The following is a 26685-nucleotide window of genomic DNA, read 5'->3' as shown; positions in this document are numbered from 1 at the left end:
AAACGCCACCTATGACCCAACGCAGAACGATGACCCGGCAACGGGCCCCAAGGAACGGGAAAGACACATATGACATCCGAAAAATTCACTTTCGCCGGCCACGCAGGCCATATGCTTGCCGCGCGGCTTGATATGCCAAATGGAACGCCACGGGCTGTGGCGCTTTTCGCGCATTGCTTTACCTGCTCCAAGGAAATCGTAGCCGCGCGTCGTTTGGCGAGCGGGCTTGCGGATAACGGCATCGCTGTGCTGCGGTTTGATTTCACAGGGCTCGGCCATTCCGAAGGCGCGTTCGAGACTACGACGTTCAGCTCTAACGTCGCGGACCTGCATGCAGCCGCGGCCGAACTGGATCGCCGCGGCCTGACGCCGACGCTGTTGATCGGGCATTCACTGGGCGGTGCGGCTGTCCTGCGTGCAGCGCCTGACATGCCGTCGATCAAAGGCGTTGTGACCATCGGTGCCCCAGCCGATCCGGGTCATGTCACCCACAACTTCGGGGCAGCACTGGCAAGCATCGCAGAACACGGTGTCGCCGAAGTGCAGCTTGGCGGGCGTCCGCTGAATATCGGACAGGGTTTTGTCGATGATGTGGCTGCCGCAAACCTGCAGCCTGCCTTGGCCAAACTGAACGCCGCCCTGCTGGTGCTTCATGCCCCGCGCGACCACGTCGTAGGTATTGAAAATGCCGGCGAGATTTTCCTTGGCGCTAAACACCCTAAAAGCTTCGTGACACTCGACGATGCCGATCACCTGCTCAGCAAACCCGCAGACGCGGCCTACGCGGTTGATGTCATCACGACGTGGTCACGCCGCTACCTGCCCGCTCCGGTCGGAACACAGGCCGCCAAAGCGCCAGAGGGCACCTTACGCGTCACAGAAACCAGCCCCGATAGTTTCGCCCAGACCATCCAAGTCGGCGATCACACGATGGTCGCGGACGAACCGGTCAAAGTCGGCGGCACGAACACTGGACCGACGCCCTACGGTCTGGTCTCTGCGGGGCTAGGTGCGTGCACATCGATGACGATCCGGATGTATGCGCGACGCAAAGGCTGGCCAGTGGATGGTATCTCAGTCGATGTCGACCACGGCAAATGCCACGCAAGCGACAGCAAAGCGGGCAACAAGATCGACTGCTTCACACGAACGATCCACCTCACCGGTGATCTGGACGAAGAACAAAAGGCCCGCCTGTTGGAAATCGCAGATAAATGTCCGGTCCACAAAACCTTGGAACGCACCAATGAAGTGGTCACAAAACTGGGTTAATCCACTTCTTTTGGCTTCCAATATCCCCGCCGGAGGCATGCAGAACTCGAAAACGCCCACTGGCCCACGTTATTCCCGTGTCCAGTCGCAACAGGTACCAGAATAAAATAAGGCGCAGCCAACGGCTGCGCCTTTCAATTGTTTCAAACCAAGGTTTGCTTATGTGCGTGCGTTGCCGATCAGCTTCCACAGCGCTGGTACGATCAATGCCGCCAGTGCCAGTTTCAGCGCGTCACCGATCAGGAATGGTGTGATACCCCATGCCAGCGTCTGCTCCCAACCGGATGCGAACTGGTGCAGCCACAGCAGGCCGGGGATGTAAATCAGCGCAGAGCCCACGAGCATCGCCAGACCCATGGTCACAACGTTACGGTCCCAGCCTTTGCGCGCCGCAACACCCAGGGCCAGTGCCGCCAGCATGTACCCAACAAGGTAACCGCCAGTGCCGCCCATCATGTAAACAAGGCCAGCTTTTTCAGCGGAAGACCCAGCAAATACGTCAAAACCCATCGCGCCGATTGCGAGGTAGCCCGCGATGGTCAGCGCGCCCAAACGTGCGCCATAGCCTGCGCCGATTGTCAGCACTGCGAATGTTGTCAGTGTCACAGGCACAGGATTGCCTGGGATGAAGAACTGCATCTTTGCGGTCAGGGCCAGCACAGCCACACCAAGGATCACCATGATCGCTTGTTTGGCGCGGCGCATTGCGCCTTCGTTATTGGCAAATGTGTCGATGAGAACTTTGTCGTTGAGTGCGAATGCCATCAGGCTTTCCCCCGCTTTGTTATACGTTGCGGAACTTATTGCCCGAGCGATGCTGCACTTGCAAGATGTTTGCGTCGAAACCTATCGGCTGTAATGCGACACAGATGTGTAATCCTTACGCGGTCCGCGCACCGACCACGTCGCTGTCCAGGCGGGCCAAGCGCGGAAATCATAGGTCACGTCATACAAATCTTCACCGCACAGATGCGTCGTCCCCGGCACCTTTCCTTCCGGAATGAAGCTGTGAAAATCAGCGCCATCCGCAAATCGCACGACCACGCGTGCCTCTTCAAACGTCCAAAGGTAAGCCCGCGTCGCTTGCATCACCGGTCCGCTTTGCAGTTTCAGCCGCCCCGTTTCTTCGTAGCGCAGTGCATCACCCTGCCCTGACAGTGTCACTAGCCCCTGCAAAGTGCCATCCATTCCGCCGTGCCGATCCGTGATCGTGCGGTCTAACTGCCAATCGCCCGCGAAATCAGCCGCTTTTAACATCTTCGTCCCTGCCCTTGTTCTTCTGACCTAACGGCACTTGAGCCTTAGGTCGCGGCCCTTTATGACGCGCGGATACGCTGTTGCCCATTCACAAAAGGCCATGATCCCATGATCCCACGTTACTCTCGCCCCGAAATGACTGCCATTTGGGAGCCAGCCACCAAGTTCCGCATCTGGTACGAGATCGAGGCCCACGCTTGTGACGCCCAAGCTGCCATTGGTGTGATCCCGCAGGAAAACGCGGACGCGGTCTGGAAAGCCAAGGATGTTGAGTTCGACGTGGCCGCGATTGACGCGATTGAAGCGGTGACAAAGCACGACGTCATCGCGTTCTTGACGCACCTTGCGGATATCGTCGGCAATGACGAAGCCCGTTTTGTACACCAAGGCATGACATCGTCCGACGTTCTGGACACCACATTCAACGTCCAGCTGGTGCGCGCATCCGACATTCTGATCAAGGACATGGAACGTGTTCTTGCAGCTCTGAAGGACCGTGCGATCGAGCATAAAGAAACCGTTCGCATCGGTCGGTCCCACGGTATCCACGCGGAACCAACCACAATGGGTCTGACATTCGCGCGCTTCTACGCCGAAATGGATCGCGGCCTTGCCCGTCTGAAACTGGCCCGCGAAGAAATCGCGACTGGTGCTGTGTCTGGTGCGGTTGGTACGTTTGCAAACATTGATCCAAGCGTCGAAGAGCACGTTTGCGAAAAGATGGGCCTGAAACCTGAGCCGATTTCCACACAGGTGATCCCACGCGACCGTCACGCGATGTTCTTTGCCACGTTGGGTGTGATTGCGTCTTCCATGGAAAACATCGCGACCGAAGTCCGCCACATGCAGCGTACTGAAGTGCTTGAAGCTGAAGAGTTCTTCTCGAAGGGCCAAAAAGGTTCTTCTGCGATGCCGCACAAGCGTAACCCTGTGCTGACTGAAAACCTGACGGGTCTTGCGCGTTTGGTGCGTATGTCCGTCACCCCTGCCCTTGAAAACGTCACGCTGTGGCACGAACGCGATATTTCGCATTCCTCTGTGGAACGCGCGATTGGTCCGGACACAACGATTACGCTGAACTTTGCGCTGAACCGTCTGGCAGGCATGATCGAAAAGCTGGTGATCTACCCGGACAACATGCTGGCCAACATGAACAAATTCCGCGGCCTCGTGATGTCCCAGCGGGTTCTACTGGCTCTGACACAGGCTGGTGTCAGCCGTGAAGACAGCTACAAACTGGTGCAGCGCAATGCGATGAAAGTTTGGGAAGAAGGCAAAGATTTCCAAACAGAATTGCTTGGTGATGCCGACGTTCTTGCGGCCTTGTCTGAAGACGAGATCAAAGAGAAATTCGACCTTGGCTACCATACTAAACACGTCGACACGATCTTCAAACGGGTCTTCGGCTAAGCGGTCGGCGAAACGTCAACGTGACTTTTATGGATTTGCTGCTAAGATTCCCCTACGGAAACAAATAGGAGTGAACGATGAAGATCAAATTGACTATCGCCGCCCTTTTCATTGCCATCTCGCCTGTGGCGGCCTTCGCCCAAGGGTGCCATGGCTCCCATGCGATAGATCAGCAAGCGGCAATATCATGCGCTGAAGGTATGGTTTTTGACGCGGACGCAAACACCTGCGTCGCTGAAACAACAAGTTAAACAGATAAACGGGGGGCAGCAGATTGCCTCCCGTTTCTTTTGTTATACCGCGCACATGACCGAAAACTCGTTAAACCTCGCACCGTTACACCTTTGACGGCGCGTGTAGTGGCTGTGGCTGCGGGCGGTGCGTAGCTTTCGGCACAAAGGCGGTCTGACGCGCGGCTGACATGCCCAGAACGGCGTAACGGCGGCCATCGCCATCATTGAGATACGTGTCACCCATACGTTCCGCATCATAGCCAAGCTGACGCAGTGCGCGCATCATCGCCAAGGTGGACAGACACATCAGTTTGGTCGCGCCTTTTTCGTTGGCCAGATCAATCAGCCCATCCACGATCATGCGCAAACATGTGCTGCGTTCGGCATGTGTCCGGACGCTGTCGCACATCACAAGACGGGTACATTCCCACATGTCCGCGTCGACAATATCGCGCCCCATGATGTTGGCTGGAATATCGATCAATTTCCCCTGGACTGCGTCACGCAGCATATATGTATGCGTGCCCCATTGTGATGTTGTAGGCATCACCCGCGCCCCACCAATCACCATTCCATCTTTCAAAACAAGCGAATAACTCGCCTGTGGGTTGTCATATTGATCCATCTCATGTGATTCGTCATGGGGGATATCCCACCCAAGATTATCGACGAAGAACTTCTTTCGCAGGGCAAGAAATTCAAAAAAAGCAGCACCATGTTGGTGCATGTCCGCAAGTTTAAACGTAATATTTTCCATGGTTCCCTCTCCACTTTAGAGAGTCAACGCATAGCATTTTAGGAAAGTTTATAAATAATTTTATAGTTAATAGGTCTTAACAGCCATTACTATTAACCAGTTAGAAACATTCCCAGTTTTCAAAAATCAACTAAATTTGGAACTAAATTAGTCCAAACTGACTGGCCAAAGCTGCGGCCTGAGGCCCCGTTTTGGCATCCAGTTTCAGCTTCGCGTTCTTCAACCTCTGCTTGATGGCACCTTCGCTGACGCCTAATTCATGTGCGATCTGCTTAATCCGTTCGCCGTTTTTAATCATTTGAAGCACTTCAAGTTCGGCGCGGGTCAGGTTTGACGGAGGTGCTGTTTCCTCATGACGTCGTTGGATAAATGCGTTCAGAAGCCGGATCTCGAGGTCTGTAAATTCGCGATCATTTCGTGCAAACGACCCGAAGGATCGTAAACCTTTTTGAACCTTATCCGTGACCGATACAGTGGCCCCATATCGCAGCCCAAATGTCTGTGCTTGGGCGAGCACCTTACGCGGGTCTTCTAGTTCAATTTCGCTCCAGCGAATCGCGGCTGCTGAACTGCTGTAGACCCATCTAATAACCGGATCGAACAGCATAAACCGCTGCATTGTGTAGTGTTCGACCCATGGTGGCGGGAAAGCATTTTGTTCTTCGAGCGGAAAAGCAAAACCGATACGCAACGCAATATGGAACCCTGCGGGCGCAAGCTGGTTGAGGTCATCAGAACTAAGGAGCCGTTCCATCAATTATCCTATTGAGCCGAACCCTCAAAAAGCACTAACACAAACACGACATCTCGGGTAACATGCGCCACACAGGTAGGTTTGGGCCTGTATATACTGAAACGTCATACAGGCAACTATAAAGCGAGTGCGATATTATGGCTGGACAGGCTGAAATAAAAGCGAAATTAGCAGAGCTGAAGGTCTTGTCGCCTTCTGGCTACGCTTTGGCCTTGCACATCCGCTATACGACCCCGACTTTCTTGTTCCAGACATACGAAAAGAAGTGGTTGGACCACTATTCCCAGAACGGTTACGTCATGACGGATCCGGCTGTGCATTGGGGGTTTGAAAACCGTGGATCCCGCACTTGGGCCGAATTGGCTGACTTGGATGTTGCTGGCGTCTTCAAAGCGGCTGCAGAGCACGGCCTGAAATACGGGATCGCATGCGCCGTTGGCGAAGACGCAAGCCCAAGCATCTGCGCGTTTGCCCGTCCTGACCGTGACTTTACGCAGGCCGAGACTGATGAAATCATGGGCCATCTGCACGAAATGCATGCGCTGACAGACAATCTACAGGCGCTTTCGCCTGAAACAGCGGCTGCGCTGAAAGAGATGTCGATTCTTTATACACACCCTGCAAATGACTGATTGTCTTTACACTTTGTTTAGGACGAAGTGAGACAACAAGGCCATGCAACAGCTTGGCCAATTATCCTCCGCATCCCCCACCCCGCCCGCTGGCCTTACGCGTCGGCGCAAGGCTGCATTGATCGTTCAAATGCTTTTCCGCGATGGGAACGGGATTCCCCTGACCCGTATGCCGGAAAAGCTGCAAGCGGCGTTGGCGCACGAACTTGGCGCTATTCGGCTTGTCGACAAATCAACGGTCGAACAGGTCGCGGCAGAGTTTCTGGAAGAACTGGATTCAATCGGTCTTGTCGCACCCGGCAGCACGCTGCAAGCGCTTGATGCGCTTGGTGACCAGATCAGCCCTGATCTGGCCGAACGGCTGCGCGCAGAAATCATTGCTGCCCAAAATGGTGATCCATGGCCAATGGTGACGGCCCTGTCAGAAGACGATCTTGTTACGCTGATGGAAGCCGAAAGCACGCATATCGGCGCAATTGTTCTATCTAAACTGCCGGTCGCAAAGGCCGCTGAAGTTTTGGGAAAACTGCCTGGTGAACGCGCGCGGCGGATCAGTTTTGGTATGTCTCAAACATCGTCCGTTTCTCCCGATGCAGTCCTGAAGATTGGCAAGGCGTTGATGCGCGATCATTGTGAGAAATCGACGATTGCGTTCAATCGTGGGCCGGATGCACGCCTTGGCGCGATCTTGAACACCAGCCCTGCCGCCACCCGCGAAGACGTGCTGACGTCGTTGAATGGCGATGACCCCAAATTTGCAGATGATGTCCGCAAGAACATTTTCACATTCGCGGACATCGCGACACGGATCAAAGGAACCGATGTCCCTGTCTGTATTCGCGCCGTTGATGCGGACGAACTGAACGTCGCCATATCAGCAGCACTTGCCGGATCCGACGACGAAGCCGCGGGGGCCGAATACATTCTCGCGAATATGTCGCAACGAATGGCCGGATCAATTCGCGAAGCGGTTGACGAAATGGGCCCCGTAAAACGTAAAACTGGCGAAGCGGCGATGAATGTCGTCACGACCGCGATCCGTACCTTGGCCGAAGACGGCGGGATCACCTATCAATCCACGGACGATGAAGACGACGAATAGACCCTGACGCGGGATCGGTGATGGACAGTCTGCGCTATCCTCAGGTATCGTTGCCAAATGACAGATAAGACACCACAAATCGGCAGACGTTGGCACGACATGGGCGGCGACGCCGCTGGTCCCGTTCCGGATGCGTCGCATGACTTCGCAATCTGGGAAAAGCGCGTTGATGCGTTGATGGTCTTGTGTTCGACCAAGGGGCATTTCACGGTGGACGGCCTGCGCCGTGTCCTTGAAGACATGCCCGTCGAAAGCTTTGATCAGATGACGTATTATGAGCGTTGGATCATGTCGATCAATCAGAACTTGATCGAAGGCGGTATTTATACGACAGCAGAACTTGCGCAAAAGATGACCGAAGTTGCATCGCGTGGCGCTACCTACGGGGACGCAGCAAGTGAATAGTTTCAGCCCCCACGAACACGTGCGGGTGAAGACAGATATCCCACCTGGTCACGTTCGCACACCCTATTATCTGCGCGGCAAAAGTGGTGTCGTTGAACGCACACTCGGGCCATTTGCAAACCCCGAAGACCTTGCCTACGGGATCGCGGCGCAACCGGGCCAATTGTTGCGCGTGCGTTTTGACATGGCCGAGGTTTGGGGCGACGCCGCCGAAAACCCGACAGACATTCTTGAAGCAGAAATCTACGCACATTGGCTCGAAAGGATCACTGACGATGCCACATGATCATCACGACCATGACCACCTATCGCCTTCAGGTCATCCCTATCGTCCAGATCAGGACACGACGCTCACCTACTGGCAACAGATGGAAATCGCGATCCGTGAGATCTTGATCGACAAGGGTGTGACAACACCCGCAGAGATCGCCACACAAATCGAAGCAATGGATGCGCGTAGTCCGGCAGACGGCGCGGCCGTTGTTGCCCGCGCTTGGGTCGATCCCGCCTTTCGTGAAAGGCTGCTTGCGGATGGATCGAAAGCCGCGAGCGAGATGGGCTTCGATATCGGGCCGATGAAATTGATCGCGGTGGAGAACACTGCTGACGTCCACAATATCGTCGTTTGCACGCTGTGTTCTTGTTACCCACGCAATCTGCTGGGCCTTCCTCCGGATTGGTATAAATCGCGGGCATACCGGTCCCGCACCGTCCGCGAACCGCGTTCTGTTTTGGCTGAATTTGGCGTGACCTTGCCGGATGACGTGACAGTTCGGGTCCACGATAGCACCGCTGATATGCGCTACGTCGTGATCCCTGCCCGCCCCGCTGGCACAGAAGACATGTCTGAGGCGGCGCTTGCTGCACTAGTCACCCGTGACAGCATGATCGGTACAGGTATCGCGCGGAGCCCGCGTTAATCCCGATGGCAGACCGCGCCCCTTCCCATGCAGATTGGCTGACAGATCGCGTGTTGCGCGGCCTGTTGGGCACGGTCATGCAATTGCCGTATGAAAAGCGCGTTCGTGCGATGGGCCGGATCATGGCGAACGGGATTGGCCCGCTCACCAGCTACCGCACTCGCGCTGAAACGAACCTTGCGAAAATTTATCCAGATCAGTCACCTGCAGAGCGTCGGGTGATGGCCACCGCCGTTTGCGACAACTTTGGCCGCACGTTGATTGAAAACTATTCTTGGCGGGAATTCGGGCAACGGCTGTCGGATACGGTTCCGGTCGGCGAAGGTCTCGATGCGCTGGCACGGGCCCGCGAATCCAAAACACCTGTCATCTTTGTCACGGGCCATATCGGCAATCACGAAGCGCCGCGTCATGTGCTGACACAAACTGGCCTGACCATTGGCGGGCTTTATCGTCCGATGGCGAACCCCTACTTCAACGCCCACTATGCCAAAACCATGTCGTCATGGGGGGGACCTGTCTTTGCGCAGGGTCGCCAAGGCACGATTGGCTTTGCCAAACATCTGAAATCAGGTGGTATGGCGACGCTATTGTTCGACGTGGCCAACAGCGGCGGCATCAACCTGCCGTTTCTGGGGCATCCTGCGCGTACTGCGACCTCTGCCGCTGACCTCGCCTTGCGGCTGGGGGCAATCGTGATTCCCTATTTCGGTATTCGCAAAGACGACGGCCTGAGCTTTGACGTTCATGTCGAAGCGCCTATCGCGCCGGACACGCCAGAAGTCATGATGACGGAAATGACCAAACGACTGGAAGCACGGGTTACTGCGACCCCCGCGCAATGGTTCTGGGTTCACCGACGTTGGAAGCAGCCTAAGGGTAAGCCTGCGACTAGTTGATCAGTTTGGCCGCACCTGCGACCGGACCGTTTGTGCCACGTTGCACGATAACTGCGACTTGATCAGCGTCGGTCACATCGGCTTCGAAACTGATCGGTTCCACGCCGTCCCACTGTCCAAGAACAGTGATCGACTGCACGACGTTGGAATACTGGATTGTTTTTCCAGCGTTTTCACCACGTTGAATGTCGATAGATTGGACCGGCAAAATCTGCGCCAGTTGCACAACATAGCCATCTGGAGCCGGCGCATCGTCCATCTGGGCTGTAATGCTCAGCGTGTCTTCGGTCCACGTCAGATCCACATCAACAGGCTGGTCTTCGATTCGGCGTGCGGCGATTAGATCAGCCACATCCATGCCACGTGCGCCGATAACGATGTCCTGCCCTGCTATCACGAACTGCGGCGTATAGATCGTCGTTTCACCTGCCGCGCGGGCATAATCTTGTTGGCGTTGGGTGTATGCAGGATCCGCGAATTCATCGACCCAACCAATGTAATCCCAGTAATCAACATGTAACGCCAATGCGATAACGTCGTCACGTGCGGCCAATTCGGTCAGCATCTCATCTGCCGGCGGACAAGAGGAGCAGCCTTGCGACGTATAAAGTTCAACCACAACAGGCGACATATCGGCCAAAGCCGGTGCTGCAAAGCAGGTCGTCATCAAGGCGGCAGTCCGCAAAAGGTGGCGCATAGGGATTCTCTTCTTTTGGCTATGGACACACATCTAAGGATTAACTGGCACACAGGCCAATCAACCAATCGCGAGCAACATGTCATACTTGCCAGTGGCGACCCGAATGCCACGGTTTTTACAACCGTCACGCGTCATTGTGTGCAACGGTATACAAATTAACCCTTGATCCTCCGCACCCCTTGGTGCAAAAGCCAATCAAGCCAAATCTTCCTCATTTGAAAGGGACAGCCATGACTGTAACCGTTGGCACAGATACAGCCAAAACCCGTAAAACCCTGACCGTTGGTGGCAAGTCCATCGACTATTATTCTATCGAAGCTGCAGAAGCCGCAGGCCTTGGCGATTTTTCCAAGCTGCCAGCCGCGTTGAAAGTGGTCCTTGAAAACCTGCTGCGTTTCGAAGACGGCGGTTTTTCCGTTTCAACAGACGATATCAAGGCGTTTTCTGATTGGGCTGTCAAAGGCGGCAAGAACCCGATTGAAATCGCGTACCGCCCTGCCCGCGTACTGATGCAGGATTTCACCGGCGTTCCAGCTGTTGTTGACCTTGCAGCGATGCGCGACGGTATTGTGGCGCTTGGCGGTGACGCCCAGCAGATCAACCCGCTGAACCCTGTTGATCTGGTCATCGACCACTCTGTGATGATCGACGAATTCGGCAACCCACGTGCGTTCCAGATGAACGTGGACCGTGAATACGAACGGAACCTCGAACGCTACACATTCCTGAAATGGGGTCAGAAAGCCTTTAACAACTTCCGCGTTGTTCCTCCGGGCACAGGTATTTGTCACCAGGTAAACCTTGAATATCTCGCGCAGACTGTTTGGACAGACACTGACCAAAACGGCGTTGAAGTGGCTTACCCTGACACGCTCGTCGGGACTGATTCCCACACAACCATGGTCAACGGTTTGGCCGTTCTTGGTTGGGGCGTTGGCGGTATCGAAGCTGAAGCCGCGATGCTTGGTCAGCCCGTGTCCATGCTGATCCCAGAAGTTGTTGGCTTTGAGCTGACAGGCGAAATGGTCGAAGGCACAACAGGCACCGACCTTGTGCTGAAAGTCGTCGAAATGCTCCGCGAAATGGGCGTTGTCGGCAAATTCGTTGAATTCTACGGCGAAGGTTTGGACCGTCTGCCACTGGCAGACCGTGCAACAATCGCAAACATGGCACCAGAATACGGTGCGACGTGTGGCTTCTTCCCAATTGATGGCGAAACACTGCGTTACTTGCGCAATACTGGCCGTGACGAAGACCGGATCGCTTTGGTCGAAGCATACGCAAAAGCCAACGGTTTCTGGCGCGATGCGGACTACGCACCCGTCTACACAGCAACATTGTCGCTTGATATGGGCACAATCGTTCCTGCGATTTCAGGTCCAAAGCGTCCGCAAGATTACGTGGCACTGACTGGCGCGAAATCTGCATTCGCCAAAGAAATGGAAGAGACCTTCAAACGTCCAATGGGCAAAGAAGTGGCTGTTGCTGGCGAAGACTACACAATGGAATCAGGCAAAGTTGTCATCGCTTCCATCACGTCCTGCACCAACACATCCAACCCATACGTCATGATCGGCGCGGGCCTTGTCGCACGTAAAGCGGCGGCTTTGGGCATGGATCGCAAACCTTGGGTCAAAACGTCTTTGGCACCCGGTTCACAGGTTGTGTCCGAATATCTTGAGGCCGCTGGCCTGCAAGAAGATCTCGACAAAATCGGGTTCAACTTGGTTGGCTACGGTTGCACCACGTGTATCGGTAACTCTGGCCCGATCCAGAAAGAACTGTCCGACGCAATTGCCGAAGGCGATCTGGTCGCGACATCTGTTCTGTCCGGTAACCGGAACTTCGAAGGCCGGATTTCACCAGACGTACGCGCGAACTATCTCGCGTCCCCGCCTCTGGTCGTCGCATACGCCTTGGCTGGCACCATGGACATCAACCTGTCCACTGATGCCATCGGTCAGGATAAAGACGGCAACGACGTTTTCCTGAAAGACATCTGGCCAACCAACCAAGAGATCAACGATCTGGTTGAACAGACAGTGACCCGCGAAGCGTTTATCAAGAAATACGCGGACGTCTTCAAAGGCGACGAAAAATGGCAGGCCGTTCAGACACCGGATTCTGAAACATACGACTGGCCAGCTGCGTCAACCTACATCCAAAACCCGCCCTATTTCCAAGGTATGTCCAAGGATCCAGGCAAAATCAGCAACCTGTCCGGCGCGAAAGTCATGGCGATCTTGGGTGACATGGTCACAACCGACCACATCTCTCCTGCTGGGTCTTTCAAGGACACAACACCTGCGGGGCAGTACCTGATCGAACGTCAGGTGCCTGTGCGTGAATTCAACTCCTACGGCTCACGTCGCGGGAACCACGAGGTCATGATGCGGGGCACCTTCGCCAACATCCGCATCAAGAACGAAATGCTCGATGGTGTTGAAGGCGGCTACACAAAAGGTCCAGATGGCAACCAAGCAGCGATCTTTGACGCGGCAATGGCGCATCAAGAAGCAGGCACGCCGCTGGTCGTCTTCGCAGGCGAACAATACGGTGCAGGCTCTTCACGTGACTGGGCGGCTAAAGGCACAGCCCTGCTGGGCGTAAAAGCGGTGATCGCTGAAAACTTTGAACGTATCCACCGGTCCAACCTCGTTGGCATGGGTGTCATCCCGTTCGAATTCACTGGCGGCGATACACGTAAATCGCTGGGCCTGACAGGTGACGAAACAGTTGCGATCTCTGGCCTCGACACAATCGAGCCTTTGCAAAACGTACCGGCGACCATCACGATGGGCGACGGCACCGTGAAAGAGATCACAGTCAATTGCCGCATCGATACAGCGGTCGAGATTGAGTACATCGAAAACGGCGGTGTGCTGCACTACGTGCTGCGTAACCTCGCCAAAGCGGCCTAAAACCCGCTCTCTGGAAAAACGAAAAGGCCCGCGTCTGACGCGGGCCTTTTGCATTTCTTTTGGTCCTAAATATCCCCGCCGGAGGCATGAAACGCTGCGGCAAACGACGCAATCTACTGCAGACCGCACCACTGCGACCCGCGCGTCATAATCATGAAATCCTCAGCCCTGCTGAGGTCATTCAGGTCAAACCTATTCGGCCAGCGCGGCCTCTAGCGCTGGCAAGAACTGCTGTTCAACAACCGACCCTACCAGTGGCCCAACGTGCCGATGCAGGACCGTTCCATCGCCACCGATGATGAATGTCTCGGGCGGTGCTGTGACGCCCCAATCAATCGCGGACCGACCACGCGGATCAAAGCCCGTGGCAAAGAACGGATTACCATCGTCTTCCAAATATTCGGTCGCTTGATCCTGCAAATCCCGGAAATTTATGCCGGCGACGCGGTAGCCTGCGGCATCGAGTTCCAGCAAATACGGGTGTTCAGCACGGCAAGGCGGGCACCAACTGGCCCAGAAATTCACGATTGTGACCTCGCCCGATTGCAGGTCGTCTACCGTCAACAATGGCTCGCCGTTGATCGCCTCTGCCGGTAATGCGGGCGCCGTTTGCCCGACAAATTGCGACGGCAATTGACCTGGATTTTCGCGGAACATCCCGCTAAGAAACAACCCTGCCAGCCCTGCAAAAATCACAGGCGGTAAAACGAGCATAGGTGACACTTTAGCCATTCTTTTCAATCCGTTCCAACGCCGCCTTCACGCGGCGGCCTTGCCATATAGATAGGCCGATCAGCCCCCCTAACAAGCCCAGCGAAATCCCGTAGGACGCCAAAATCTCGAACGCATAGGCACCTAAATCCGGCATCATGCTCTCCTTGCCCGCGCTTCTAGCGCTTTGATCCGGCGCAACCGCACCTCCATGCGTGTCCGCAGCAATACTAAGGCCACAAACAGCAGCCCGAAGCCGATCATCGTGATCACCAGCGGTTGCCAGAACACGTCCGACACGTTCTCTTCTTTATCCAACGACAGTGACGCGCCTTGGTGCAGGCCTTGGCTCCAGAATTGCGCGGCGTAGCGTGACAGGATCGCAAAAATTGAACCCACAAGGCACAGGATCGATGTCAGATCTGCCGCCGTGTCCGAATCCTCGATCGCGGACCACAGTGCCATGTAGCCGAGGTAGAACAGAAACAGGATCAGGAATGACGTCAGTCGCGGATCCCATTCCCAATATGTTCCCCAAATCGGCGATCCCCACAGTGCACCCGTAACCAAGGCGATCAGCGTCATCGTGATCCCGACAGGTGCCGCTGCCTTGGCTGCCAGTGCCGACACGTGATGCCGCCGCACGATCCAGATCAGTGACGCCACCAGCATCATCAACCACGCGTTAATCGCCATTAGCGCTGCGGGGACATGCAAATAGATGATCTTGACCGTCGATCCCTGACGGAAATCATCAGGCGTGAAAAAGAACCCCCAGATCAATCCAACCGCCAGACAGAGCGCTGCCGCCCCTGCCACCCACGGCAGCACAGGTCGTGTCCAATCCATGAACTTCTTTGGATTTGCGTATTCCCACAATGACATCAGTACCATCAACTCCCTAGGCCATGGGCCTGTCTAACGCAGATTAACCCGCAATGCAGCAGCCGTGGCGAAGGGTAGCACTGCAATTGACCCTAATGTGATTACGCCGAGCAACATCAGCGGCGTTGTCGCCGCCATCCCGTCCGCCCCGCGTCTGACCGCATCCGCTCCCATGATCAGTGTCGGGACATAAAGTGGCAAAACCAGCAATGATAGCAACAGGCCACCGCGTCGCAGTCCCACGGTCAGCGCCGCCCCAAAGGTGCCGATCATCGACAGACCGGGGGTGCCGATCAGCAGCGAAATCACGAGGAACCAATAGGCATCTGTCGGCAGGTGCAACAGAAACCCCAACACGGGTGCAGCAAAGCAGAGTGGCAGTCCCGTGGTGATCCAATGCGCCAGCGCCTTGATCAAGCTCACACCTTCCAATGGCAGCGGTGATGTCGCCAGCAGCGCCAGTGAACCGTCTTCGAAATCGAGCGCGAAAATCCGGTCGAGCGACAAAAGTGCCGCGAGCAATGCCGCGACCCATAGAATGCCCGGTGCGATCTTGCTCAGCAGCCCCGACTCTGGTCCAACCCCAAATGGCACGAGCACCACCACGATCAGAAAAAACGCGAGCCCAAGACCAAAGCCACCGCCTGCTCGAATGGCCAGTCGCAGGTCTCGCATCAGAAGCGCGATCACAAGCCCGACCTCATAAAAACGCCTCGTCCGACGCCCCGTCGTTGTCGGTCTCAACGGCTTTAAACGGTGTCAGGTCCAGTTCCGGCAGGTCCAGCCCGAGGTCGATGTGGGTGGCGATCACGGCCGCACCGCCTTGTGCCAAATGCTGCTCCGCCAAGAATTTCGCGAACATCTTGACGGAAAACCCGTCCAGCGACACCGTTGGTTCGTCGAGCAACAAAACGGGTCGCCCGACCACGGCCAAACGCGACAGGCCCAACCGGCGCTTTTGCCCCGCCGATAATGTCCCCGCGATCCGGTCTTTCAGGTCTGCGATTTCAAAGTGGTCGAAGGCTGCGTCGTCCAACTTTCCGCCGTGGACTTCTGCCCAGAACGCGAGGTTTTCGCGGACAGTCAGCGCATCTTTCACGCCGTCGGCGTGGCTTGCGTAGGCCGTTGTTTCGGGGTCAGCGATTACGTCGCCTTTTAGCGCGGGTTGCAGTCCCGCGATCGTCCGCAGTAACGTCGTCTTTCCAATACCGTTGGGTCCGCGCAGCACCAGTGCCTCGCCCGCCTTCACCGCAAATCCCACGTTTGCAAGCACAGCGACACCGCCGCGCGTACAAGTCAGTTCACGGACCTCCAGCATTATACCGGAATAAGGGCCACCGCGATACGGCGCCCTTCGGACAACAAGACGTTATAGGTCCGGCAGGCTGCAGGTGATGCCATCGCTTCGACACCCAATCCAGCCACTTCCAATGCGTCGCGGAAATCTGCGGGCAGATGCGCAATTTCCGCCCCTGTCCCGACGAACACCACATCGATGTCGTCCTTACGGGTCAGGATCGTTTCAACGTCGTCGTATCCGCCCCACGGGGCCACGCCACCAGAGAACGCACAGATTGCTCCTTCGAACATCTGTCCGCCGATCCGAAAGAAACCCGGTCCGTAGCTATCGACCGGTTTGCTATCATCGTACTGGATTTCGTTCAGGCGCATCAGTGATCCCCCTTAAGCGTCGATGTTGGCGTATTGATTGCCGACGGTTGGCGCCTTCTTGGACCAGTCCCGCTTAACGCCAAGCATCAACAGGGCTGCGGTCGCCACGAACACGGATGAATATGTCCCGATAAACACGCCCCACATCATCGCAAAGACAAAGCCACGGATTACGTCACCGCCAAGGATGAACAACGCAAGAAGCGCCAGCATCGTGGTGACAGAGGTCATCAAGGTCCGGCTCAGCGTTTCGTTGATCGAGATGTTCAGCACCTCTTTCAGCGGCTTTTGTTTGTACTTGCGCAGGTTTTCACGCACGCGGTCAAACACAATCACCGTATCGTTGATCGAATAGCCGACAATGGTCAAAAGCGCCGCGATAATGGCCAGATCGAACTTGATCTGCAGTTCCGAGAAAATCCCAATAGTCAGCACCACATCGTGGACAAGTGCCAGAACGGCACCCACCGCGAACTGCCATTCGAACCGCAGCCAAATGTAGAGCAGGATCGCGCCTACAGCCATCGCCACGGCGATGAACGCGGTCTTGATCAATTCGCCAGACACCTTTGGACCAACGGATTCGACTGACGGGAATGTCACAGAGCTATCAATCGCCAGCAACGCTCCTTTGACCGCATCAATGGTTTCGACCGCGACACTTTCCTGACCGTCTTGGGCTTGGATGCGGATCATTGCGACGTTCTGGTCATCGGCAAAGTTCGGATCGAAGACTTCGGTAATCGACACATCGCCAAGGTCCAGCGGCGCAATCGCTGCACGGTATTCACCGACGTCGATTGTTTGCTCTGATTGAGTCCGGATGGATGTCCCGCCTTGGAAATCAATGCCGTAGTTCAGGCCCTGATACATGAAGGACCCAAAGGCCACGACAACCAGAACCGCCGACATTCCCAGCCACAATTTAGCACGGCTAAAGAAGTCGAAGGCAGTGTTGTCTTTGACCAACTTCAAGAAGCCCTTGATCGGCAGAACCTTCGGTTTCTTGCGGCCATACCAGATCACGATGATCGCACGGGTCACAAAGATTGCGGTGAAGACGGATGTGATGATCCCCAGCCCCAAGGTGATCGCAAAGCCCCGGACAGGGCCGGACCCTGCAAGGAAAAGGATCAACGCCGTGATGAAGGTCGTGACGTTCGCATCCAGAATGGAAGACAGCGCCTTTTCATAGCCCAGCTCAATCGCGCGGGCCGATCCTTTGGCGGTTTTCATTTCTTCTTTGATCCGCTCAAAGATGATGACGTTCGCATCCACCGCCATACCGATAGTCAACACGATCCCCGCGATACCTGGCAAGGTCAGCGTGGCACCAATCATCGACAACAGGCCAAAGATCAGGCCGACGTTGATGATCAAGGCGACGTTCGCAAAGATGCCGAACAACCCGTAGGACAGCGCCATGTAGATCAGAATGCCCAAGCCCGCGATGATACAGGCGATTTTACCTGCATCGATGCTGTCTTGGCCCAGCTCTGGCCCGATCGTCCGTTCTTCGAGGAACGTCAGTTCCGCAGGCAATGCCCCTGCCCGCAAAAGAACGGCAAGGTTTGTGGATTCGGCGACGCTGAAGTCGCCTGTGATGATGCCGGACCCGCCTGGAATGTGGCTTTGGATCGTTGGGGCGCTGATCACTTCGTTATCCAGAACAATCGCAAAAGGCGCGCCAATGTTTTCTAGCGTATAGTCACCGAATTTACGGGCACCCGTCGGGTTGAACCGGAAATTCACGGCAGGACGGCTGTTTTGGTCGAACGCAGGCTGCGCGTCGGTGAGTTCCTCACCGGTCACCACAGGTGTCCGTTCGAGGATGTAATACACACCCGGTTCATCCAAAGACGGCACGATTTCGTTGCCTGAACCCGGCGCTTCGCCGGGATCGCTGACACGGCCTACGACAGGCTGGAATGTCAGTTGCGCCGTTGTGCCGATCAGTTCTTTGACTTCTTCGGCGGACCCGATGCCCGGGACTTGGATCAGAATACGCGATGTACCCTGACGCTGAATTGTCGGTTCGCGTGTGCCCACTTCGTCAATCCGGCGGCGAATAATCTCAAGCGATTGCAGGATCGTGCGTTCGTCTACCGCCTGCTTTTCGGCCTCGGACAGGGTTACGGTGAAGATATTACCGTTGGCTGTCACTTCGATGTTGCTTGCACCCGCACCTGTCAGGCTGACAATTGGCTGGGCCAAACCGCGGACCAGTTCCAAAGCACGGGCAACGCCCGTTTCTTCGGAGATCGAGAACCGCAGCACATCTTCGGGTGCATCCAGATCACGTTGGACAAACCCAATCGCGTCACGTTCAGCAACCAACGTATCGCGGACTTCTGGCCACATGCCGTCCATCACGGACGCATAAACCTGTTCCACCTGCACTTCGGCAAGCAGATGCGCACCGCCGCGCAGATCAAGACCAAGATTGACCAGACCAGACGGCAAGAAATCAGGCCAAAGGCCGTAGTCAGCCTCTAGCGCTTCGTTTGTTTGACCACCATCGATCAAGACCGCCGCATCATTGTGCTTTTCCACGTTCGTGTAGAAGCCGTTGGGCAAAGCCAGCAAAAGGCCAACCGCGCAGGTCAGCCAGATCATGGTTTGCTTGAATGCAGAAATCTGGAGCATGTCAGGTGGCCTCCCCGGCCAAACGTATCGTCGTCGGTCGTATAGTCAGGCTTATTTAGCTGGTTCGGTCTTGTTCACAACAGTCGCGATTGTGGACCGTACAACGCGCACGTTCACGCCTTGTGCGATTTCAACTTCAACTTCGTTGCTGTCGTCTTTGACCTTTGTCACTTTGCCCATCACGCCACCTTGGGTGATCACCTGATCGCCACGACGCAATGCAGAAACCATTGCCTGATGTTCCTTCAGCTTCTTTTGCTGAGGCCGGATCAAAAGGAAGTACATGATCCCGAAAATGAGAAGCAATGGAACGAGTGATTCAATACCCTGCATGGAGGTCCCCAGTCTGTTGAGCCGCCGCAGCGGTCGTCTGTTTATCTGTTGTCCGGACACACATTGCCCGAAGTCGCGGCACATTAGGTTGGGGGGCTAGGAATGGCAACGCGGATCGCTTGGTTTTCTTAACGCTTTTCACGGTTCACAGCCCCCTTTGTTTGAGGCATATGGGGGCACGATTTCAAATCTTCCAGACAAGGACAGAACAAATGCATGATATCCGCATGATCCGTGACAATCCCGCCGCTTTCGATGCGGCCCTGTCTCGCCGTGGAGATGCGCCTTTGTCGTCCGAGATTCTGGCGATTGATACAGCGCGTCGCGAGAAAATTCAGGCCGCTGAAACGGCGCAAGCTGACGCGAACAAAGCTGCCAAAGAAGTCGGTGCCGCCAAGGGCCGTGGCGACGAGGATGAATTCCAGCGCCTGCGTGCGCTTGTGTCTGAAAAGAAGGCACAGATCGCCACGCTGAACGACGAAGCCAAAGCCGAAGACCAGCGTTTGACTGACCTTTTGGCGACGATCCCGAACCTGCCGTATGACGACGTGCCTGAAGGCGCAGACGAAGATGACAACGTCGAAGTCAAGAAATGGGGCGAACCGCGCGAGATGAGCTTTGCGAAGGAACACTTTGAAATTCCAGCAGCAATTCCGGGTCTTGATTTCGCGACGGCTGGCAAATTGTCCGGTTCCCGCTTCGTGAACATGAAAGGCGCTGTCGCCCGCGTTCACCGCGCCTTGGGTCAATTCATGATCGATGTGCATGTCGAAGAAAACGGCTTGGAAGAAATTTCTACGCCGGTTCTGGTCCGTGACGAAGCCATGTATGGCACCGACAAACTGCCGAAATTTGGTGACGACAGCTACCAGACGACCAATGGCTGGTGGTTGATCCCGACGTCCGAAGTGACCCTAACATATTCCGTCGCTGGTGACGTGCTGGAAGCTGACGACCTGCCCCGCCGCATGACCGCCCACACGTTGTGCTTCCGGTCTGAAGCTGGTTCAGCGGGCCGTGATACGTCTGGCATGTTGCGTCAGCACCAGTTCGAAAAAGTCGAGATGGTGACAGTTTGTCACCCCGACACATCCGACGACGAACAAAAACGGATGCTGCGCTGCGCCGAGGATATTCTTGAACGCCTCGAAGTTCCTTACCGTACCGTTCTGCTATGCACCGGCGACATGGGCTTTGGCGCGCGTCGTACTTACGATATTGAAGCATGGTTGCCCGGTCAGAACACCTACCGCGAAATATCAAGTGTCTCGACCACGGGTGATTTCCAGGCACGGCGCATGAATGCACGGTTCAAGCCCGAAGGTGGCGGCAAGCCGGAATTCGTCCATACACTAAACGGCTCTGGCCTTGCAGTTGGGCGTGCGTTGATTGCGGTGCTCGAAAACGGACAGCAGGAAGACGGTTCAATCAATCTGCCTACGGCCCTGCACCCGTACCTGCGTGGCAAAACGGCAATCACAGCCGACGGCACGCTCGTTTAATCAGGTGGTAGCAGCGGGTCCTTTCCAAGGGTTCGCTGCACCGCATCCATGACCTTCGCCAACGTACTGGGCCGATAATTGGCGTCACAGGCAATCCGCGCCTTCGTCACCTCAGCCACTGTAATCGGGTCTGACGGTCCTGCCCTGTCTTGGGACAAGAATCCTAACATACCGCTGAGCATGCCTGCTTTCTTACTCATCACGGATTCACGCACGTTATAGCCTGCGGCGATTTTTTCGATGACCTCGGTCCGCATATCCAATCCGGCCGTCCGTGCACCTTCCGCGATCCAACCAAAACTGGCCGCTGCCAAACCACCCTTTGCGACGCCGCCGCCAATCGTTCCGTGATCGCCCGGAAACCACTCCTGACGATACGGCCAATCGCTGACGGTTGCGGGATCCAGCGTCACGTCATCCTCGCCAGCCAACGCAAGTTTGTTCAGGCGGTCCAGATTATCCCACAGCGATGGCGGGAACGTCCGGCGGCGTTCATCAATGGCAACCGCGTGACGGGCAGACGCGACGCTGCGCGACAGATCGGTATCGTGGAACTGGTATTTCTTGTTGAACAGCTTTGCCGCCGCTAAAAATCCGGGGACTCCCAAGGCGCCCACAGTGTCCCACACGCCGAGGTAAGCAAGGTTCAGCTTCACACAAAGTCCCGCTTTGGTCTGAACACGCCAGTTGAATTCTGCATCACTGGTGGCGGTGAAGGGTGAAAAATCACGGCGGAAGAGAAAGCTTTCGGGATCGTCCGGCTTGGTTTCAGGATCGCGGGATCGGTATCGCGCCAACGCTTCTGGTATCCGCCCGACCGCATCGCGCGGCGGAATGCCACAAGACCGGATCATCCCCGCCAGCGACCGCGCCGTATATGCGCCCCGTGAAAAGCCGAAGATGTAAACTTCGTCCCCCGGTTCATAGCAGAAGACCAAGGCGCGATAGACCTCTTCGATATTCTCGGTCAGCCCCCAACCCAGCGCCCCGCCACCGAATTTATCCAGCGTTTTTGCGATCTTATTGCCGCCACGCCCCGACCCCACACCGATCTGATAGATCACATGCTGGGTCATTCCGTCTTCGGCCGTGAGCCGCACCGCCTGCGCCATACGCACCACGTTCGTGGGATGTGGCGCATCATGCGTATTCCACGTGCCGTCACAAAAAATCGCAATCCGTTTCATGATACGCTCCCTCTGGTTGCGTCAACGATCTGCGATTACCTTTAAGTCAACAAGTCCGAATTTCCTGACTTTAAGTGAACCAAACAGCGGGCGGAGAGTATCTAGGGTATGATATATGCAATCCTCACAGTTCTTTTCACCGCGAGTTTCGTGATCTCGCCTGCTTTCACAACCTTCACAGGGTTTGAATCCAACCAACTGCCGATCCCGCAGATCAACCCACCGATCCAGCCTGCCGGTTATGCGTTCAGCATCTGGGGCCTGATTTACGCGTGGTTGATTGTGTCGGCCGTTTTTGGCGTCTGGAAACGCAGCGATGATCCCGCGTGGGACAAGGCACGCCCCTATCTGATCGCGTCGCTCGTTATCGGGACGCCGTGGTTATTTGTGGCGACGCAAAGCGCGATTTTGGCGACGCTGATGATTATCGCGATGGCGGTCACAGCGATCATGGCCTTGCTGCGTGCGCCCGCGTTTGATCAGTGGTGGTTCCGCGTGCCTGTAGGCATCTATGCAGGCTGGCTGACAGCAGCGAGTTTTGTGTCCATCGGCAGCACCATGGCCGGTAATGGTGTTGTGTTCGGCAGCCTTGGCTGGGCGTACATCGGGATTATCGGTGCGTTGGTCGTGGGGCTGACTGTTTACAGTCAACGCCCCGCGCTAGAATACTTGCTGACCATCGTTTGGGCGCTGGTCGGGATCATCGTTGCCAACCAAGGTGGTGAACAAACTGTGCTGTGGTTGGCCCAAGGCGGGATCGCCGCCTTGGTGATCGTTATGATTTGGAGCGGCCTTTCCGCTCGGTCGTCCCGGGCGTCGCCATATGCTTAGACAGGCGTGACGGCTGGTAGGACTTCTTGTCCTTATACGGGTTCTTGTCGCCCTGATCACGCAGGTACAGCCGGATCGGCGTACCGGGCATGTCGAAATCATTCCGCAGCCCGTTGACCAGATACCGACGATAGCTTTCGGGCACGAGGTCGGGGAACGACGACATGACCACAAATGCAGGCGGACGTGTCTTCACCTGTGTCGCATAGCGCATCTTGATACGACGACCACCCGGTGCGGGCGGCGGGTGCTGTTCGAGCATACCCGTCAGCCAGCGGTTCAACTGCGCGGTGGTCGCGCGGCGGTTCCACACTTCATGAGCACGCATGATCGCCTGCTGGAGACGATCCAGCCCTTTGCCCGTCTTCGCAGAGACCGTCACCAAAGGCGCGCCCTTGAGCTGCGGCAGCAGGCGTGCAAATTCTTCTTTCAGCTCTTTCAGCTTTTCTTGCTTGTTCGCCTCGATGTCCCACTTGTTGACAGCGATCACGACGGCGCGGCCTTCGCGTTCCGCCAAATCGGCGATCCGCAAATCCTGTTGTTCAAACGGGATGTCGGCGTCGAGCAGAACCACAACGACTTCGGCAAATTTTACGGCGCGCAGCCCGTCGGAGACAGACAGCTTTTCGATCTTCTCTTGGACTTTCGCCTTTTTGCGCATCCCAGCGGTGTCAAAAATCCGCATCGGCACGCCGTCCCAATCCTGCTGGACGGAAATCGCGTCGCGCGTGATACCTGCTTCGGGACCAGTCAAAAGACGTTCTTCACCGATGATCTGGTTGATCAGCGTGGACTTGCCGGCGTTGGGACGACCGACAACGGCAATCTGCAATGGTTTTTCGCGGGTTGGGATGCGGACTTCGTCATCGTCGTCATCAGACACATCCACATCAACATCCGGCGCATCAGCAGCGGCCCGTTCGGCGTTCGCATCATGGATCGGACGCAACACGTCCATCAGTTCGCCCATGCCTTCACCGTGTTCGGCAGACATCCGGATCGGTTCGCCAAGACCGAGCGAATAGGCCTCGAGGATCGTCGCGTCAGCGGCTTTGCCTTCGCCCTTGTTCGCGGCCAGAATAACGTTGGCGTTTTTCTTGCGCAGGATTTCGGCGAAAACCATATCGGCAGGCAAAACCCCTGCCCGTGCGTCGATCATGAAAAGACACACATCGGCCATTTCAACAGCGCGTTCTGTCAGGCGACGCATACGTCCCTGAAGGCTGTCATCGGTCGCATCTTCCAATCCGGCAGAATCAATCACGGTGAATTTGAGGTCGGCAATCCGCCCCGCCCCTTCACGCAAATCACGCGTTACCCCGGGTTGGTCATCGACCAAAGCCAGTTTTTTCCCAACCAAGCGGTTGAAAAGAGTGGATTTCCCAACATTGGGACGGCCCACGATCGCGAGGGTAAAGCTCATTTCATTTCTCCTAGCCGGAGCGGCAACAGATGTCGCTTACCGGAAAGCGTGCAATTGCCCTGTTTTCGAGACGACGTAAAGGGTCTGTCCTGCAACAACCGGGTTTGACGCAGCACCACCTTCAAGCGGGATGGCCCCGACGAGCGCGCCAGACACCGGATCAAACTGCCGAATCACCCCGTCAGACGACGCGACGATCAGACGACCGCCCGCCAGAACGGGGCCGTAATGCGCCACAACTTCGTTGGAACTGCCGAAAGTGCCAGCCTCTAGCAATCCGGGCAGTTGGACTTTCCAGACAGGTGTCCCGTCGCTGTCGTTCAAACGGACAAGTTCGTTCAGGTCGTTGACCGCAAAGACCGCATTGCCAACAGGCCAGACAGGGCTGACCGCCCCTTCTTGCGCCGTCCAGATCCGGTCGCCGTTGGACACGTCCAGTTTCACGATCTGACCCGCAAAGTTGCCGACGTAAACGTCATTGCCTTTGATCACGGGATCACCCGCAATATCGCTGATCGTCGCCGCAGCACTGCCCGTCCGCGCACCGCTGACAACAGTTGACCACCGACGCAAACCGCCTTCGGGGAATGTCGCGACGACTTCGCCAGACGGGAACGGGAACACGGCAATGCCGCTATCAACTGCAACGCCTGCACCGCCACCAAACACGCCAAGCGCCGGTGTCGCCGAAAGCTGCCAACGGATGCGGCCGCTGTCCACTTCCAACGCCCAGCCAGTCCCGTCGCGTCCTACGATATAGGCCAGATCACCAAAGACGGTCGGTGCAGATACGCCGGGTGCGTCAAGGTCTTGCGTCCAAACTTCGCCACCAGTGGCAGCATCCAGCATCACAACTTCGCCAAAGCCCGTGGTCACGAACACACGGCCTGCCGCAATCGCCACACCACCGCCAGACGCATCACGCGCCCCGTCGCTGCCCGGTGTCAGGTTCACTGACCAAAGCCGCGTCCCGCTGGTCGCGGTCGCTGTCACATTTGCACGCGCATCAAGCGTGTAGATCACACCGTTAGAGACAACAGGGTCCGCTGTAATGCGGGCCCGCCGGCTGTCGCCTTCGCCGATGGAGGTCGCGAAGACTTGACGCGGCGTGCCTGACAAAGCGGGATGGGTGAGCTGATGCGAAGCGTTACCGTTGCGATGTGTCCATGACGCATTCGCGACTTGGCCCGGCAGCGAAATCGGCAAGGCCTGATTGACGATGTTCTGCTGCGGGCGAATGTCGAAACGTTCCCCCGGAAGGATCACGTCTGTTTCACCACAGCCAAGCAGAACTGCAAAGGCGCACACCGCGCTAAATCGGAAATACCCTGTCACGACGATTGCCCCTTCGCGATCTTATTCTTAGTCACCCGCAGCTTATTCAGCGGCGGCTGGTTCTACTTCTTCGCCAAGCGCCACCATCAAGGTTTGCGCACGATCACGCAAGCCCCGAGACACTGCCGCGTCTTCCAAAATCGCACGCAATCCGTTGGCCGCAGCGTCGGTGTCGCCTGCCGCGACATCCATCATCGCGATTTGCTCCAGCGCGAGCAAACGATATGGCATACCGGGTGTTGCGAGGGATTGCAGCATTTGGCGACGCGCTGCTGAATCTTCGCCTTCGATCGCAATCGTGGCGGATTTAAACGTTGCTACATCGCGGTAAGCCTGCGGGATCACGTCGCTTGCCGCCAACGCATCAAGCGTGGCCTTGGCCGCAACCAGATCACCGGAACTTTGCTGCGCCGCAGCCGTTAGCAATCCTGTGACTGCTTCTGCTGGTCCATCTGTCGTGACCGCAGCCAGTGCTGTTGCCCGTTCAGCGACATCGTCATTTGCAAGTGCTGCGATCAGCGCATCACCTGCCGCTTGTGCAGCCGCACGATCCTGCGCTTTTGTCCATTCAGAATAAGCGGCCCCGCCAACCAAAACGAGGATCAGCGCAATCGCGATCCACCCGTATTTTTTGACGTATCCAAACAACTGGTCGTTACGGACTTCTTCCGAAACTTCGTTGATAAAACTATCGGTATCGCTCACGGTATCCCCCTCAGTGCGCCGCATCTTTGCGCGGGCGCAAACTGCCTTGTGCGGGGTACATATCGCGAAGGCTGGCGGATTGCCAAGGCCCCACAGACCCATCGGCGAATTTGTGACGACACAAAGGGTTGCGGCGGCGCAGAAAACAACCTTGCGGCAACCTGCCAAACACCCTAAAACTGAACTAATTAGTT

General features: G+C 56.2%; 28 protein-coding genes. 11 read left to right on the top strand and 17 right to left on the bottom strand.

The genetic code is table 11. From position 1 onward, the window contains the following. The first annotated feature begins 69 nt into the window (after window positions 1–69). Entirely contained in the window at window positions 70–1272 is a 1203-nt protein-coding gene (locus tag AC0L7R_RS07730) for an alpha/beta fold hydrolase (RefSeq protein ID WP_473660062.1), read from the top strand. A 159-nt stretch (window positions 1273–1431) separates the two neighbouring features. Here AC0L7R_RS07730 and AC0L7R_RS07725 read toward each other — a convergent pair whose 3' ends face one another. Continuing rightward, window positions 1432–2037, bottom strand: a complete 606-nt coding sequence (locus tag AC0L7R_RS07725; RefSeq protein WP_473660060.1) for a biotin transporter BioY — start codon at window positions 2035–2037, stop codon at window positions 1432–1434. A gap of 81 nt (window positions 2038–2118) precedes the next feature. Continuing rightward, window positions 2119–2529 (bottom strand): DUF6314 family protein, encoded by a 411-nt coding sequence (locus AC0L7R_RS07720; protein ID WP_473660058.1) that lies wholly within the window; start codon window positions 2527–2529, stop codon window positions 2119–2121. A 108-nt stretch (window positions 2530–2637) separates the two neighbouring features. On the opposite strand from AC0L7R_RS07720, the gene purB reads away from it, so the two are divergent. Continuing rightward, entirely contained in the window at window positions 2638–3939 is a 1302-nt protein-coding gene (purB, locus tag AC0L7R_RS07715; protein WP_348109168.1) for an adenylosuccinate lyase, read from the top strand. A gap of 336 nt (window positions 3940–4275) precedes the next feature. Here the strand turns inward: purB and AC0L7R_RS07710 are convergent, their stop codons facing one another. Continuing rightward, a complete protein-coding gene (locus tag AC0L7R_RS07710) occupies window positions 4276–4929 on the bottom strand; it encodes an acyl-homoserine-lactone synthase (protein ID WP_348109167.1) in 654 nt (217 codons plus the stop codon). A 142-nt stretch (window positions 4930–5071) separates the two neighbouring features. Next, window positions 5072–5683 (bottom strand): helix-turn-helix transcriptional regulator, encoded by a 612-nt coding sequence (locus AC0L7R_RS07705; protein WP_247128149.1) that lies wholly within the window; start codon window positions 5681–5683, stop codon window positions 5072–5074. 137 nt (window positions 5684–5820) lie between these two features. Here AC0L7R_RS07705 and AC0L7R_RS07700 point away from each other — a divergent pair, with 137 nt between their 5' ends. From AC0L7R_RS07700 to AC0L7R_RS07675, 6 genes are read left to right on the top strand one after another with little or no spacing between them, the layout of a single operon-like run. Next, window positions 5821–6315 carry an autoinducer binding domain-containing protein gene (locus AC0L7R_RS07700; protein ID WP_473660055.1) on the top strand — a complete coding sequence of 165 codons (495 nt, stop codon included), beginning with the start codon at window positions 5821–5823 and terminating at the stop codon, window positions 6313–6315. Window positions 6316–6358: 43 nt separating this feature from the next. Continuing rightward, on the top strand, window positions 6359–7417 hold the full coding sequence (locus AC0L7R_RS07695; protein ID WP_473660053.1) for a FliG C-terminal domain-containing protein: 1059 nt from the start codon (window positions 6359–6361) through the stop codon (window positions 7415–7417). Window positions 7418–7474: 57 nt separating this feature from the next. Then, window positions 7475–7822 carry a ScnB-like protein gene (locus AC0L7R_RS07690; RefSeq protein ID WP_473660051.1) on the top strand — a complete coding sequence of 116 codons (348 nt, stop codon included), beginning with the start codon at window positions 7475–7477 and terminating at the stop codon, window positions 7820–7822. Continuing rightward, window positions 7815–8108: an SH3-like domain-containing protein gene (locus AC0L7R_RS07685; protein WP_348109162.1), complete on the top strand. Its 294-nt coding sequence runs from the start codon at window positions 7815–7817 to the stop codon at window positions 8106–8108. Before AC0L7R_RS07690 ends, AC0L7R_RS07685 begins: the two co-directional genes overlap by 8 nt. Next, a complete protein-coding gene (nthA, locus tag AC0L7R_RS07680) occupies window positions 8098–8742 on the top strand; it encodes a nitrile hydratase subunit alpha (RefSeq protein WP_473660049.1) in 645 nt (214 codons plus the stop codon). Before AC0L7R_RS07685 ends, nthA begins: the two co-directional genes overlap by 11 nt. A 5-nt stretch (window positions 8743–8747) precedes the next feature. Next, window positions 8748–9641, top strand: coding sequence for an LpxL/LpxP family acyltransferase (locus AC0L7R_RS07675; protein ID WP_473660047.1), 894 nt, complete (start codon window positions 8748–8750; stop codon window positions 9639–9641). On the opposite strand, the gene AC0L7R_RS07670 is transcribed toward AC0L7R_RS07675, so the two are convergent. Beyond that, on the bottom strand, window positions 9634–10338 hold the full coding sequence (locus AC0L7R_RS07670; protein ID WP_473660045.1) for a DUF1223 domain-containing protein: 705 nt from the start codon (window positions 10336–10338) through the stop codon (window positions 9634–9636). The genes AC0L7R_RS07675 and AC0L7R_RS07670 overlap by 8 nt on opposite strands. A gap of 233 nt (window positions 10339–10571) precedes the next feature. Between AC0L7R_RS07670 and acnA the strand changes: the two genes are divergently transcribed. Then, window positions 10572–13262 (top strand): aconitate hydratase AcnA, encoded by a 2691-nt coding sequence (gene acnA / locus AC0L7R_RS07665; RefSeq protein WP_473660043.1) that lies wholly within the window; start codon window positions 10572–10574, stop codon window positions 13260–13262. Between the two features lie 192 nt (window positions 13263–13454). Here the strand turns inward: acnA and AC0L7R_RS07660 are convergent, their stop codons facing one another. The 8 genes from AC0L7R_RS07660 to yajC are packed head-to-tail and all read right to left on the bottom strand — an operon-like array spanning window position 13455 to window position 19508. Continuing rightward, a complete protein-coding gene (locus tag AC0L7R_RS07660; protein WP_473660041.1) occupies window positions 13455–13994 on the bottom strand; it encodes a DsbE family thiol:disulfide interchange protein in 540 nt (179 codons plus the stop codon). Further along, on the bottom strand, window positions 13987–14133 hold the full coding sequence (ccmD, locus tag AC0L7R_RS07655) for a heme exporter protein CcmD (protein WP_473660039.1): 147 nt from the start codon (window positions 14131–14133) through the stop codon (window positions 13987–13989). The genes AC0L7R_RS07660 and ccmD overlap by 8 nt, the downstream gene beginning before the upstream one ends. Then, the gene (locus tag AC0L7R_RS07650; RefSeq protein ID WP_247128416.1) at window positions 14130–14858 is read right to left on the bottom strand and encodes a heme ABC transporter permease; all 729 of its coding nucleotides are present in this window, start codon (window positions 14856–14858) and stop codon (window positions 14130–14132) included. The genes ccmD and AC0L7R_RS07650 overlap by 4 nt, the downstream gene beginning before the upstream one ends. Window positions 14859–14891: 33 nt before the next feature. Beyond that, window positions 14892–15548, bottom strand: coding sequence for a heme exporter protein CcmB (gene ccmB / locus AC0L7R_RS07645; protein ID WP_473660037.1), 657 nt, complete (start codon window positions 15546–15548; stop codon window positions 14892–14894). 10 nt (window positions 15549–15558) lie between these two features. Then, on the bottom strand, window positions 15559–16176 hold the full coding sequence (gene ccmA, locus AC0L7R_RS07640; protein ID WP_473660035.1) for a heme ABC exporter ATP-binding protein CcmA: 618 nt from the start codon (window positions 16174–16176) through the stop codon (window positions 15559–15561). Beyond that, entirely contained in the window at window positions 16176–16529 is a 354-nt protein-coding gene (locus tag AC0L7R_RS07635; RefSeq protein ID WP_473660033.1) for an MTH938/NDUFAF3 family protein, read from the bottom strand. The genes ccmA and AC0L7R_RS07635 overlap by 1 nt, the downstream gene beginning before the upstream one ends. Before the next feature lie 12 nt (window positions 16530–16541). Continuing rightward, window positions 16542–19175, bottom strand: coding sequence for a protein translocase subunit SecD (gene secD, locus AC0L7R_RS07630; protein WP_473660031.1), 2634 nt, complete (start codon window positions 19173–19175; stop codon window positions 16542–16544). Between the two features lie 51 nt (window positions 19176–19226). Next, window positions 19227–19508, bottom strand: coding sequence for a preprotein translocase subunit YajC (gene yajC / locus AC0L7R_RS07625; RefSeq protein WP_247128162.1), 282 nt, complete (start codon window positions 19506–19508; stop codon window positions 19227–19229). A 212-nt stretch (window positions 19509–19720) separates the two neighbouring features. On the opposite strand from yajC, the gene serS reads away from it, so the two are divergent. Further along, window positions 19721–21010 (top strand): serine--tRNA ligase, encoded by a 1290-nt coding sequence (gene serS, locus AC0L7R_RS07620; protein WP_473660029.1) that lies wholly within the window; start codon window positions 19721–19723, stop codon window positions 21008–21010. On the opposite strand, the gene AC0L7R_RS07615 is transcribed toward serS, so the two are convergent. Then, window positions 21007–22197, bottom strand: coding sequence for a phospholipase effector Tle1 domain-containing protein (locus AC0L7R_RS07615; RefSeq protein ID WP_473660027.1), 1191 nt, complete (start codon window positions 22195–22197; stop codon window positions 21007–21009). The two genes, serS and AC0L7R_RS07615, sit on opposite strands and share 4 nt — an antisense overlap. A gap of 108 nt (window positions 22198–22305) precedes the next feature. Between AC0L7R_RS07615 and AC0L7R_RS07610 the strand changes: the two genes are divergently transcribed. Continuing rightward, window positions 22306–23028 carry a hypothetical protein gene (locus tag AC0L7R_RS07610; RefSeq protein ID WP_473660025.1) on the top strand — a complete coding sequence of 241 codons (723 nt, stop codon included), beginning with the start codon at window positions 22306–22308 and terminating at the stop codon, window positions 23026–23028. Here AC0L7R_RS07610 and der read toward each other — a convergent pair. The 3 genes from der to AC0L7R_RS07595 are packed head-to-tail and all read right to left on the bottom strand — an operon-like array spanning window position 22973 to window position 26491. Then, window positions 22973–24451: a ribosome biogenesis GTPase Der gene (gene der, locus AC0L7R_RS07605; RefSeq protein ID WP_247128166.1), complete on the bottom strand. Its 1479-nt coding sequence runs from the start codon at window positions 24449–24451 to the stop codon at window positions 22973–22975. The genes AC0L7R_RS07610 and der overlap by 56 nt on opposite strands. Window positions 24452–24487: 36 nt before the next feature. Beyond that, window positions 24488–25786, bottom strand: a complete 1299-nt coding sequence (locus AC0L7R_RS07600) for an outer membrane protein assembly factor BamB family protein (RefSeq protein ID WP_473660023.1) — start codon at window positions 25784–25786, stop codon at window positions 24488–24490. Window positions 25787–25828: 42 nt separating this feature from the next. Further along, entirely contained in the window at window positions 25829–26491 is a 663-nt protein-coding gene (locus tag AC0L7R_RS07595; protein ID WP_473660021.1) for a hypothetical protein, read from the bottom strand. Window positions 26492–26685 lie beyond the last annotated feature (194 nt).

The organism is Yoonia sp. D2-7 (genome assembly GCF_055809435.1).
This window is presented reverse-complemented; position numbering and strand designations above follow the sequence as displayed.

What these genes read in the sequence shown, in the direction of transcription:
- AC0L7R_RS07730 (WP_473660062.1), top strand. Translation starts at nt 70, where the DNA reads ATGACATCCGAAAAATTCACTTTCGCCGGCCACGCAGGCCATATGCTT.
- AC0L7R_RS07725 (WP_473660060.1), bottom strand. Translation starts at nt 2,037, where the DNA reads ATGGCATTCGCACTCAACGACAAAGTTCTCATCGACACATTTGCCAAT.
- AC0L7R_RS07720 (WP_473660058.1), bottom strand. Translation starts at nt 2,529, where the DNA reads ATGTTAAAAGCGGCTGATTTCGCGGGCGATTGGCAGTTAGACCGCACG.
- purB (WP_348109168.1), top strand. Translation starts at nt 2,638, where the DNA reads ATGATCCCACGTTACTCTCGCCCCGAAATGACTGCCATTTGGGAGCCA.
- AC0L7R_RS07710 (WP_348109167.1), bottom strand. Translation starts at nt 4,929, where the DNA reads ATGGAAAATATTACGTTTAAACTTGCGGACATGCACCAACATGGTGCT.
- AC0L7R_RS07705 (WP_247128149.1), bottom strand. Translation starts at nt 5,683, where the DNA reads ATGGAACGGCTCCTTAGTTCTGATGACCTCAACCAGCTTGCGCCCGCA.
- AC0L7R_RS07700 (WP_473660055.1), top strand. Translation starts at nt 5,821, where the DNA reads ATGGCTGGACAGGCTGAAATAAAAGCGAAATTAGCAGAGCTGAAGGTC.
- AC0L7R_RS07695 (WP_473660053.1), top strand. Translation starts at nt 6,359, where the DNA reads ATGCAACAGCTTGGCCAATTATCCTCCGCATCCCCCACCCCGCCCGCT.
- AC0L7R_RS07690 (WP_473660051.1), top strand. Translation starts at nt 7,475, where the DNA reads ATGACAGATAAGACACCACAAATCGGCAGACGTTGGCACGACATGGGC.
- nthA (WP_473660049.1), top strand. Translation starts at nt 8,098, where the DNA reads ATGCCACATGATCATCACGACCATGACCACCTATCGCCTTCAGGTCAT.
- AC0L7R_RS07675 (WP_473660047.1), top strand. Translation starts at nt 8,748, where the DNA reads ATGGCAGACCGCGCCCCTTCCCATGCAGATTGGCTGACAGATCGCGTG.
- AC0L7R_RS07670 (WP_473660045.1), bottom strand. Translation starts at nt 10,338, where the DNA reads ATGCGCCACCTTTTGCGGACTGCCGCCTTGATGACGACCTGCTTTGCA.
- acnA (WP_473660043.1), top strand. Translation starts at nt 10,572, where the DNA reads ATGACTGTAACCGTTGGCACAGATACAGCCAAAACCCGTAAAACCCTG.
- AC0L7R_RS07660 (WP_473660041.1), bottom strand. Translation starts at nt 13,994, where the DNA reads ATGGCTAAAGTGTCACCTATGCTCGTTTTACCGCCTGTGATTTTTGCA.
- ccmD (WP_473660039.1), bottom strand. Translation starts at nt 14,133, where the DNA reads ATGATGCCGGATTTAGGTGCCTATGCGTTCGAGATTTTGGCGTCCTAC.
- AC0L7R_RS07650 (WP_247128416.1), bottom strand. Translation starts at nt 14,858, where the DNA reads ATGTCATTGTGGGAATACGCAAATCCAAAGAAGTTCATGGATTGGACA.
- ccmA (WP_473660035.1), bottom strand. Translation starts at nt 16,176, where the DNA reads ATGCTGGAGGTCCGTGAACTGACTTGTACGCGCGGCGGTGTCGCTGTG.
- AC0L7R_RS07635 (WP_473660033.1), bottom strand. Translation starts at nt 16,529, where the DNA reads ATGCGCCTGAACGAAATCCAGTACGATGATAGCAAACCGGTCGATAGC.
- secD (WP_473660031.1), bottom strand. Translation starts at nt 19,175, where the DNA reads ATGCTCCAGATTTCTGCATTCAAGCAAACCATGATCTGGCTGACCTGC.
- yajC (WP_247128162.1), bottom strand. Translation starts at nt 19,508, where the DNA reads ATGCAGGGTATTGAATCACTCGTTCCATTGCTTCTCATTTTCGGGATC.
- serS (WP_473660029.1), top strand. Translation starts at nt 19,721, where the DNA reads ATGCATGATATCCGCATGATCCGTGACAATCCCGCCGCTTTCGATGCG.
- AC0L7R_RS07615 (WP_473660027.1), bottom strand. Translation starts at nt 22,197, where the DNA reads ATGAAACGGATTGCGATTTTTTGTGACGGCACGTGGAATACGCATGAT.
- AC0L7R_RS07610 (WP_473660025.1), top strand. Translation starts at nt 22,306, where the DNA reads ATGATATATGCAATCCTCACAGTTCTTTTCACCGCGAGTTTCGTGATC.
- der (WP_247128166.1), bottom strand. Translation starts at nt 24,451, where the DNA reads ATGAGCTTTACCCTCGCGATCGTGGGCCGTCCCAATGTTGGGAAATCC.